4 protein-coding genes are annotated in these 11,396 nt (G+C 36.7%); 2 read left to right on the top strand and 2 right to left on the bottom strand.

Annotation, left to right across the window (positions count from 1 at the left end; genetic code table 11):
• The first annotated feature begins 240 nt into the window (after positions 1–240).
• A complete protein-coding gene (ald, locus tag ACSSV5_RS11905; protein WP_454246044.1) occupies positions 241–1,320 on the top strand; it encodes an alanine dehydrogenase in 1,080 nt (359 codons plus the stop codon).
• A gap of 104 nt (positions 1,321–1,424) precedes the next feature.
• Here ald and ACSSV5_RS11900 read toward each other — a convergent pair whose 3' ends face one another.
• Both ACSSV5_RS11900 and ACSSV5_RS11895 read right to left on the bottom strand, forming a co-directional pair.
• On the bottom strand, positions 1,425–2,951 hold the full coding sequence (locus ACSSV5_RS11900; protein WP_454246043.1) for a LysM peptidoglycan-binding domain-containing protein: 1,527 nt from the start codon (positions 2,949–2,951) through the stop codon (positions 1,425–1,427).
• 432 nt (positions 2,952–3,383) lie between these two features.
• Complete coding sequence (locus ACSSV5_RS11895) at positions 3,384–4,295, bottom strand: NifU family protein (RefSeq protein WP_454246042.1); 912 nt, start codon at positions 4,293–4,295, stop codon at positions 3,384–3,386.
• A 76-nt stretch (positions 4,296–4,371) separates the two neighbouring features.
• On the opposite strand from ACSSV5_RS11895, the gene ACSSV5_RS11890 reads away from it, so the two are divergent.
• On the top strand, positions 4,372–11,396 hold a 7,025-nt coding region (locus tag ACSSV5_RS11890), incomplete at its 3' end, for a choice-of-anchor L domain-containing protein (RefSeq protein ID WP_454246041.1).

Here is an 11,396-nt window from a genome sequence, read left to right as displayed (position 1 = left end):
CATATCTCTTTTTTTTTGCGAAAGATGAAGATATAAAAAAGTGGGAAATCCTGTATTGGAAATCCCACTTTAAAATATTTTATCGGACACTAATGATTTTTAATTTATATTACCCCAGTTTTTTATAAGGTTTTATATATTATAAACAAGTTTTAAATATATTTACCCTCACAAAATCAATACTAATTTTTTTAAATTAACAAATGCTTACTACTAACTATCAACTAAAAACTACCCACTATGATTATAGGCGTTCCTACTGAAATTAAAAACAATGAAAGTCGAGTTTCCGTCACACCAGCTGGTGTTTTTGAACTCGTCAAAGCTAAGCACATGGTTTATGTGCAATCTCATGCAGGTTTAGCAAGCGGTTTTACCAACAACGATTATAAAAATGCCGGTGCTCAAATTTTAGATTCCATTGAATCGGTTTATGACATCGCTGAAATGATTGTCAAAGTGAAAGAACCTATTGAAAAAGAATACGATTTGGTAAAGCGCAATCAAATTGTATTTACGTATTTCCATTTTGCTTCAAGTCAGTCACTAACCAAAGCAATGCTAAAATCTAAAGCGGTTTGTTTAGCTTATGAAACGGTTCAAGACGACGATGGCAGCTTACCATTGCTAACGCCAATGTCAGAAATTGCAGGACGGATGGCAACTCAACAAGGTGCAAAATTTTTAGAAAAACCCATTAAAGGTAGAGGAATTTTATTGGGTGGTGTACCTGGAGTTCCACCTGGAAAAGTTTTAGTTATCGGTGCAGGCGTTGTTGGCGTTCAAGCTGCAAAAATGGCAGCAGGTCTTGGTGCCAGTGTGGTGATGATGGACATTAATATGAAACGCTTAAGATATGTTAATGATATTATGCCACCACACGTCATTACCGAATTTTCTAATGAATACAATATCAGAAAACACATCAAAGATGCAGACTTGATTATTGGAGCGGTGCTGATAGCAGGTGCCAAAGCCCCAAAACTCATTAAAAGGGATATGCTTAAAGACATGCAACACGGAACAGTTATGGTAGATGTGGCTGTTGACCAAGGAGGTTGTTTTGAAACGACAAAACCTACAACCCATGAAAACCCTACTTATATCGTCGATGAAGTTTTGCATTATTGTGTGACCAATATGCCTGGTGCTGTACCTTATACTTCTACTTTGGCATTAACAAACGTCACTTTTCCATATGTGAAATCTATAGCCGATTTGGGGTGGGAAAAGGCAATTGAAAAAGATTCACGTCTAAAAAAAGGACTTAATATTTCTAAAGGGGAAATTGTATTAGAAGAATTGAAAGGAATTTTTTAAAATTTGAATGATTTGTAGTTGCTTTCGTTTTTTAGGTAGCAGAAGTACAAATGTGTGTTGAAATTATCAGTTCATTTGTGGCAAAAAACCATTTTTAGTTAGAACTAAGACTTCAGCTTTAAAGTCATTCCAGGTTTTAAAGTTGTATTATTGATATTATTTATTTTTTTGAGATCTTCAACACTCAAACCTTCAAATTTTTTGGAGATACTCCACAAAGAATCTCCTGGTTTGACCACATAAATTTTTTGATTTTTCGATAATTGATGGTCTTTTTTATCGTTTTTTATTTTACGTTTAGGTGATTGTGTATAGTTAGCCTTTCGAGGATAAATGGTGAGTCTATCACCAATATTTATTCTGTTGTTTCGCATACCATTCCATCGTCTAATTTCGCTTACTCGTACACCATATCGACTGGCGATTTTGCCGAGATAATCTCCGCGTTTGACACGGTATCTAATTTTGTCACTGACTTTATAATATTGAGGTAAAGTTTCTTCTGATGCAGCAATATCTTTTTGAGCATAATCGTAAAATTTATCTTCATTGGCAGCAAACAAGCCAGCAGCTTTATAGGGTAATCTTAAGGTGTAATTTTTCTCAGGTTCATAAGGTATAATCCCCAACTTATAACTTGGGTTGAGGAACTTTAAAAATTCAATATCGGTGTTGGTGATTTCAGCAACTTGTTCGAGTTTAATTAAATTTTTAGTTTGAATGGTATCCGTTGCCAAATATGGCATAGGCGAAGATTGAGGCTGAAAGTCATGAGCATCAGCATATTCAAAAATATATAGCATCGCCAGAAAAGAAGGCACATAACCAGCTGTTTCTCTGGGCAAATAAGGTCTGATTGACCAATAATCTTTTTGTCCACCACTGCGTCTAATGGCTTTATTGACATTGCCAGGACCAGAATTATAAGCGGCTAAGGCCAAATCCCAATCTTCAAAAATATTGTATAAGTGATTGAGATATTTTGCCGCGGCTTCAGTTGACCTAACAGGATCCATACGTTCATCAACATAACTGCTTACTTCTAAGTTATACATTTTTCCAGTAGAATACATAAATTGCCACAAACCAGTTGCACCTACCCAAGATTTTGCTCTCGGGTTTAAAGCCGATTCTACTAAAGCTAAGTGTTTGATTTCTAAAGGAATATTATATTTATCAAAAACACTTTCAAACATCGGAAAATAATACTGACTTAAACGCATCAGTTTTTCAGTCTTTTCTTTTTCTCGTTTGAGATAATATTGAATGACACTTTCTAAATCTTTACTGTAAGAAATATCTAAAGGCGTTTTGGCATTTAATAAGCTTAAGCGATGCTTCAAAGTATCGGTTGATAACTCATAGTCAACAGTTTCTATATAGTTTTCATTTGCATAAAGGTCTTGTTGATGTTTGAATAATTGTTGATTTGATAGTAATTTTTGCCACGAGGAGTCAATGACAATACTTTCTTTAAAATCTTCAAAATACCAGACCAAAGTATCGATTTGCATTTCTTTTAAAACGACCTTATCAAGTTTTGAATTGGTAAAATTTATGTTTTGGTCTTGGGCATTAATAAAATTAGTAATTAAAAAGCAAATAGAAATGATCAAATATTGTTTGTTCAAAATGAGAGTGTTTTATGATTTAACGCTTAAGTTTGATAATTATTGGGGTAAAATTAAATATTCTTTTGTTTAATTTGAAGTTAAGGAAGCTTAAAAATACTTTGATTTATTAAAAAAACCAATTTCTTTTTCTTAAACTAAAATCACTAAGTTTAACACGTAAGCAAATTTCTTCTCTTTGATATAATTTCCAATTTCATTAGATATGATGTCTTATGTGTTTAAACATCGAGTCTTTTAATACTTCAGGATAAACTTTATTGAGATGTGAATGTTTATTCTTGCATTCACCAAAAGACTTGAGTTAAACATAAGTGTTTGATTATCTGCTTGGCAGGCACTTGTCTTTGATGAGTGGTGCTAAACCTGATAACACTCAATACAACCAAACCCTTGTAGATTGTAAAGGCATGCAAATGAATATGCTCAGCTTTATCCATTTATTGCCACCACTTCATTCACTTGTTGTGGCAGCATGTCTTTAAGCAAGGTTTCAATGCCATTTTTCAAAGTCATAGTTGAAGAAGGGCAACCACTACAAGCACCTTGTAAAATAACATGGACGGCTTGGGTGTCTTCGTCATAAGATTGAAACACAATATTGCCGCCATCACTCGCTACAGCAGGTTTGACATATTCTTCTAAAATTTCTGAAATTTGCTTAGAAATCCCTTGGAGATTTTTTGTCGTTGTATTGGTTTGAGTTGAAATATTTTCATTAGGTTGAACGTTTTTAGATTTAATAGATTTTACTATCTCTGCATTTTTTTCTAAATAAGATCTAATAAATTCTCTTAACTCCATGGTAATATCATCCCATTCTGCCATATCGTATTTTTGAACAGAAATGAAGTTTTCATCCATATAAACTTCTTTCACAAAGGGAAAGTGAAATAATTTTTGGGCTAGTTCCACTTCTGAAGTATCATCAATACTTTTAAACTCTAAAGGTTTTAAAACCAATTTTTTGTTAGCCACAAATTTCATTACATGTGGGTTTGGTGTGCTCTCTGCATAAACTGTAACGGGAATTTTTTTGGGTTGTTCTGACTTTTCTACAACAATATTTTGATCAGAGTTGATAAAATTTTGAATTTGTTCAGCGAGCTCTTGTTGCACATCTTCCCATTCTATAATATTGTATTTTTGAATCGCAACAAAATTTTGAGCGATATAAACCGTTTTAACAAAAGGTAAATGAAAGAGTTGTTGGGCTAAAACAGAGTCTTTAGCTTCTTCTATATTGTGGAATTCAAAGCTATTATGCTTAACTAAGAAGTCGTTAGCTTCAAATTTTAAGATACTTTCATCAGAAGTTTTAACAGTTTTTATTTGGTTGGACATGATATTTTAAATTTTCTTTGAATTTGATAACACAAAATTAACGAATTATATATATTTACGAACCAAAATTAATTGAATGAAATACATATACACCATATTTATCATTTGTTTAAGTTATTTTAGTTCTTACGCTCAAAATTTCAATATCCAAAATGCTTCGTTTGATATTTGTAGCGGCAACTTTTTTGATACGGGCGGACTGAATGGTGACTATGACAATAATGAGAGTTTTGTATTTACGATTTGCCCTGAGGAGTTTGGATTTTCTGTTTTAGAGTTTTCTGAATTTGATATTGGAGACGATGGAGATACAATGATTATTTATAATTCAGACACCAATGACCCTGCTGCAGAGATAGGAACCTTTACTGGAGGCTTGGCAGATAACCCTGAGCTGCAATATATCACCGCAAATAATGATGTTTTTATTGGATGTTTGACTATTGAATTTATTTCAAATGCTTCTACGGTCAGTACAGGTTGGGCAGCGAGCATATCCTGTCGAGAAGGAGATGTATTTACAATTGAAGATGGAACAACAGATAATACATGTGTAGGTTTATTTACAGATTCTGGTGGCACAAATGGATCTTACGCTGATAATGAAAATTTTATTTATACCATTTGTCCTGATGTCTCTAATTTATTTACCATTTTAGAATTTAAGGAGTTTCAACTTCAAGACGGCTTTGACACCCTGATTGTTTATGATTCTGATACCAATGACCCTGCTGCTGAAATTGGAACGTTTACAGGTAATTTAGCCGATAACCCTGAACTCCAGCTTATTGCAGCATCCGAAAATAACCCAACTCGATGTCTAACCTTTGAATTTATCTCAGATGGTTCAATAACCGACCTGGGTTGGGTAGCTGAAATTAAGTGTCAAGAAAATATGTTTCCTATAAGTAATGGCACTGTCAATACTTGCGAAGGTCTTTTTACCGATACTGGTGGTGCAAATGATGAATATGCCAACAACGAAAACTTTGTTTATACCATTTGCTCTGATGATCCTGATTTTATTTCTGTTTTAGAATTTCAAGAGTTTCAACTTCAAGATGGAGTTGATACAATGATTATCTACGATTCTGATACCAATGACCCTGCTTTTGAAATTGGAACGTTTACGGGTGATTTAGCAAACAACCCACAACTTCAATCCATTATTGCAACAGAAGACAGTCCTTCGGGTTGTTTGACCATTGAATTTATATCAGATGGTAGCGTTACAGATATAGGTTGGAGTGCTTACATTTCTTGTAAAGAGCGTTTTTTGATCAGTGATGGTCCTTTAGTTAATACTTGTAGTGGTAATTTTTTTGACTCAGGAGGAGCAAGTGGAGATTACGATACAGGAGAAAATTTCACATATACCATTTGCCCTGACGGCCCTAACTTACAAACAATTTTAGAGTTCAATGAATTTATCTTAGCTAATGATGGTGTTGACCAAATGACTATATACGATGCTGATAACCCGGATCCTGCTACTATTTTGGGGACTTTTACGGGTACATTGGCTGGAAATCCAGAACTTAATTTAATTGCTGCAACCAATGCCAACCCAAGTGGTTGTTTAACAGTTGTTTTTACCTCCAATACATTTTTTAATGCTCCAGGCTGGGAAGCAGCGATTTCTTGTCGTCCACCTTGTCAAACTATAACGCCAGAAGTTGCTAATATTGAGCCGCTTTGCTCTGAAGGCCCACCAGTAGATTTTATTATAGTAGGCGAAAACGTGACTTTTGAAGCTGATGCAGTCACCTCAAGCGGTGTGACCAATGACTTGACTTATGAGTGGGATTTTGACGGTACAATCCTAAATGGTCAAAATGTGAGTATAACTTTTACAAATCCTGATGAATTTATAGCAACTCTCACTGTCACTGATAGTTTTGGATGTTTTGAGACTTTGGAATTTCCTGTCATTGTAGCCTTCAATACAATTTTTGTAGATGATAATTTTGATCAAGATGAGGATAAATTAACTTTAGATGAATTAGTTGAAGATATACTAGTGAAAGGCGCTTGTTCTGATGTTAATAATATCAACTCCTCAAATAACTCCTCTTTAAATGGCGAACCTTTTGAAAGTTTTGGTTATTTTAACAAGGTCTGTACTAATTTCCCATTTGATGAAGGTATTGTTATGGGTTCAGCAGATATCAATAGAGTTATAGATGGTAATGGTAGTAGCGGTTCAGGAGGTTGGCCTGGAGATACAGACTTAGAAGCTTTGATTCAAGAGCCTGGGAATACCAATAATGCTACAATTATAGAATTTGAGTTTAAGCCTTTTGTTAATCAAATTCAGTTTAATTATATTTTTGCTTCTTATGAATATCCAATTTATGTTTGCGATTATGCGGATACCTTTGCATTTATCTTAAGTGGTCCAGGAATTTCTAATGTCAATGACTATGACCACGATGGTAATCCTAATACAGCCGATGTGACTTTAGATTTAGGCGGGTTAAATATAGCACTAGTCCCTGGTACAACTACCCCAGTAAGCCCAGTAAATGTTCATGATGAAACTTCTTGTACTGGAGGTTTAGGAGAATTTGCTTTTCCAGAATTTTATGACTCAACTAATAGTGAAGCTAATAATCCTGGAGATATTGATATTACTGGAAGAACAAGAGTCTTAACGGCTCAAGCTGATGTGATCCCATGTCAAACCTATAATATAAAACTAGTCATTGCTGATAGGGCAGATACTTTTTATGATTCCTTTGTATTTTTGGAAGGCGGAAGTTTTGAATTAGGTGCGGATGCTGGAGAGGATTTTTTAATTGAAGACAGCACAGCTAAGTGTGAAGGTGATTTCGAAGTATTACAAGTGTTTGATGGTGAAAAACCACCATGTCTTGATCTCCAATGGTCTAAAGATGGTGTTGATATACCTGGTGAAACTGAGGCTACTCTAATTGTAACCGAAACAGGAGAATATTGTGTTACCACTGAATCTAATTCTAGCAATCCTGATGATAATTGTGAAAGTTCAGAAGACTGTGTAATAGTTGAATTTATTCCTTTATTTGATGAAAATGAAGATATTACAGAAAATTTAGATATTATAATTTGTTTACCTTTTAACGAACCAGCATCGTTTAATTTAACACTAAATGATGTTCCTATTCTTGATAATATAAGGAATACGTTTTTTAATGATTTTCCTGATTACCAGACAGAGAATCCAGGTGTAGAACCCTATCAAGTCACCTATTACGAAACCGCTCAAGATGCAATTGATGGTGTAAATCCTATATTAAATCCACAAAATTATTCGCCACCTAGTATTCCTTTTACTGTTCATTATTCTGTAAGTAGTACTATTATATCAGAGTGTTTAGATACGGGCAGTTTTCTATTGGATGTTACAGCATCTAATATTGGAACTTTAGAAGATTTAAGTGAATGTAGTGATATCGCTGGAGTAGATACTGCCACTTTTGACTTAACTCAAAATGATGCTAATGTTCTCAATGGGGAAGATCTCAATAATTTTGAAGTATTATATTATGAGTCTCAGCAAGACGCCATTAATGGAACAAATCCTATTCCTGATCCTGCTGCTTATGAAAACACTTCAAATCCTCAAATCATTTGGGCTAAACAAGATAATCTTGAAAGTGCTGCTTGTTTTGATATCAGTAGCTTTGAAATAGAAGTATTTCAAATCCCCGAAATCACTATTCCTCCCGAAGACTTAACGGAATGCGGTGATTTTACCTTAACTCAAACCTTTGATTTAACCCAAAATGATGAAGCCGCTCTAGGCATATCCAACCCAGCAGATGCTCAGTTGACATACCACAACACTCTAGGCGATGCTGATACAGGCGATAATCCTATTGTCAACCCAACAGCCTATCAACCTTCAAATAATCCAGAAACGATATTTATCAGAGCCGAAAACATCAATAATCCAGATTGTTTTTCAACCGATAGTTTTGAAATAGAAATTTTTAATGTAGAAGCCAATCAAGCTGATGATTTAGAAAGATGTGAAATGACAGGCAATACAGGTCAAAGCACTTTTGATTTGACCTTGCAAAACGCTGATGTTTTTGGACCAAACCAAGACGAAACTACTCACAGTATCAGCTACCACGACACCGAAGCCGATGCTTTAGGAGCAACAAGTCCAATTCCTAACCCTGCAACTTATGTCAATTCTAATAATCCAGAAACCATTTGGGTCAGTGTTCAAAATTTAGACGACCCAACTTGTATAGCTGTCAGCAGTTTTGAAATCATCATCACCGAGCAACCAGAAATCACCCAAACACCAACACTTACACAATGTGGTGATTTTACATTAACCCAAGCATTTGATTTAACAGAAAATGACGTTACCGAACTTGGTATTTTAAATCCTACAGAAACCCAATTGAGTTATTACAACACAGCAGCTGATGCTGATGCAGCGACAAATGTGATTACCACACCAGGCGCTTATGTGCCATCAAACGATACAGAAACTATTTTTGTTAGAGCAGAAAATACAGATGACAGTACTTGTTTTTCAGTAGGAAGCTTTACTATTCAAATATTTGATGTTGAAATCATAACACCGAATGATTTAGAATTATGTGATGATGGCAGCGGTACCGGCACGGCCAGTTTCAACCTCACTGAAAACAATTTTGTGGTATTAGGCTCCAACCAAGACCCATCAACCCATTCGGTGAGTTACCACGAATCCCAACCCGACGCCAACGGCGGCGTAAACCCCATACCAGACCCGACGGCTTACCAGAACACGAGCAACCCACAACCAATCTGGGTCAGAGTCCAAAACATAGCCGATCCGACCTGTTTTGAGCTGGCCAGTTTTGAGCTATCGGTCACAGATTCGGCTCCAGTGGACTTAAACCCACCAAATATTGTAGAATGCGACGATGACAACGACGGCTTTTTCAACAACTTTGATTTAAGCAGTCAAGACGATGTAATAAGTTTAGCCAACCCTGATGTTCAAGTCAGTTATCATTTAACCCAATCAGATGCCGAAAATAACGTTGGAGCCTTGAGTTCGCCTTATTCTAATGTGGTAGAAAGTGTTCAAACAATCTATTTTAGAACCGAAGACATCAACAACAGTTGTAGCTTGGTCAGCAGTTTTGAGTTGCAAGTAGTCGATAGCCCAATACTGACACCAATAGAAGATCCTCTATCGGTATGCGATGACAATACAGACGGCTTTTTATTTTTCGATTTAACCCAAGTCGAGCCAGAAGTCTTAGGCAGTTTAGCCCCCACAAATTTAGATATCACATACCACTTGAATGAAACTGATGCCGAGACTGATCAAAATGAGATAGCCCAACCGACGAACTATCAAAACACGAGCAGTCCTCAAACGATCTGGATACGAGTCACCGATACGAGCAATGCCCAGAATTGCTTTAATATCGAATCTTTTGATATCGAGGTTTTGCCATTGCCAGCTATTGTAGATGCAGAACCACTAGCGGTATGTGATGATGAGACCGGCGGGAATTTAAGCGATGAGATCGCGACCTTTGACTTAAATGATAAGATCGATGAAATCACCCAAGGGAATAACGAACTCAATGTCGAGTTTTTTGAGACCCCAACAGATTTAGCGAATAACAATCCGATAACACCAATAGACAGCTATGTCAACACGACCAACCCCCAAACGATAGAGGTGAGGGTTACCAGCCAGACGACGGGCTGTGAATCCTTTAGCAGTTTAACTTTAGTGGTGGATCCTATTCCAAGTTTGGCACCAACGCTAGAGCCTTTAGAGGTTTGTGATCCAGACAATGACGGCTTTGCAGAATTTGATTTAGAAGCTGCGATTATAGACATACTCAATAATGAACCCGAGGTGACTATCACCTTTCACCTGACCCAAGCCGATGCCGACTTAGGCGTCAATCCTATTGATACCACACAGCCTTTTGGAACAAACAACCCCAACCAACAAACCCTTTATGTCAGAGCAGAAAACACAGGGCCAAACGGCGATGATGGTACAGGTTGTTATGATACACGTCCATTAGATTTAATAGTAATCCCCAGTCCAGAAATACAAAACTTAGAAGACTTGACACGCTGTGATGATGAGACTGCAAATGGCTTTGCGAGTTTTGATTTAACCCAAAACACTCCAGAAGCTCTCGGCAATCAAGACCCGACAAACATACAAATCACCTATCACGAGACCCAACAAGACGCCGAGGATGGCATCAATGCCATAGCCGTACCGAGTAATTACACCAATATCACCAACCCACAGATTATATATGTGCGTATAGAAAATACGGCAACCGGCTGTGTTGACTTATTTGACTTTACAGATGATACCAATAATAGTTTTACACTAACGGTAGAGCCATTACCAGCCATTACCGCACCAAGTGTGTTAGAAGTTTGTGATGATGATGCTAATCAAAATCCATTTCCACAGATCAGTTTTGATTTAACGGTCAAAGAGGCAGAGATAGTCGGACAAACGGTAGTTCCAGCCAACTTACAATTCACCTATTATGAAAGTCAAGCCGATTTAGACAATGACAACCCGATAACTGATCCGACGGACTATACCAACACGAGTCAACCGCAAAGTATTTTCATCAAAGTCGTTGATACAGCTACAGAAAATCAATGCTTTGATACGGTAATTATGACCATCAGCGTGTTGCCATTGCCAAGTCCAAGTGAGACCGACCCCGATGCTCTGAGATTAGAAGCCTGCGATGATAACAATGATGGTGTAGCCGCAGAACCATTTGATTTAACCCAAAGCGGGAACCTGATAGCTGGATCAGAAAATGTCAGTATCAGTTATTATCTCAACGAAAGTGGTGCAGAAAATGAAGATGCAGCAGACCTAATCACCACACCCGATGCTTACGTGAATGATCCCAGTTTAAACGAAACCGATGCCAATGGCAATCCGACCAATACACAAATCATTTATGCGAGGGTGGACAATGCCGTTGCGGGTAACTTCTGTTTTGTGATTGTTCCCTTTGAGATTGTGGTGCATCGTGCTCCAGTGCTCAATCCAAATGGCAATCCTTTTGCTTACACTTTGTGTGAGGACGACGATACCAATCC

It is taken from the genome of Psychroflexus sp. MBR-150 (genome assembly GCF_053628795.1).
Note: the sequence above shows the minus strand (reverse complement) of the source record. Positions and strands in the feature narration are given on the sequence as shown.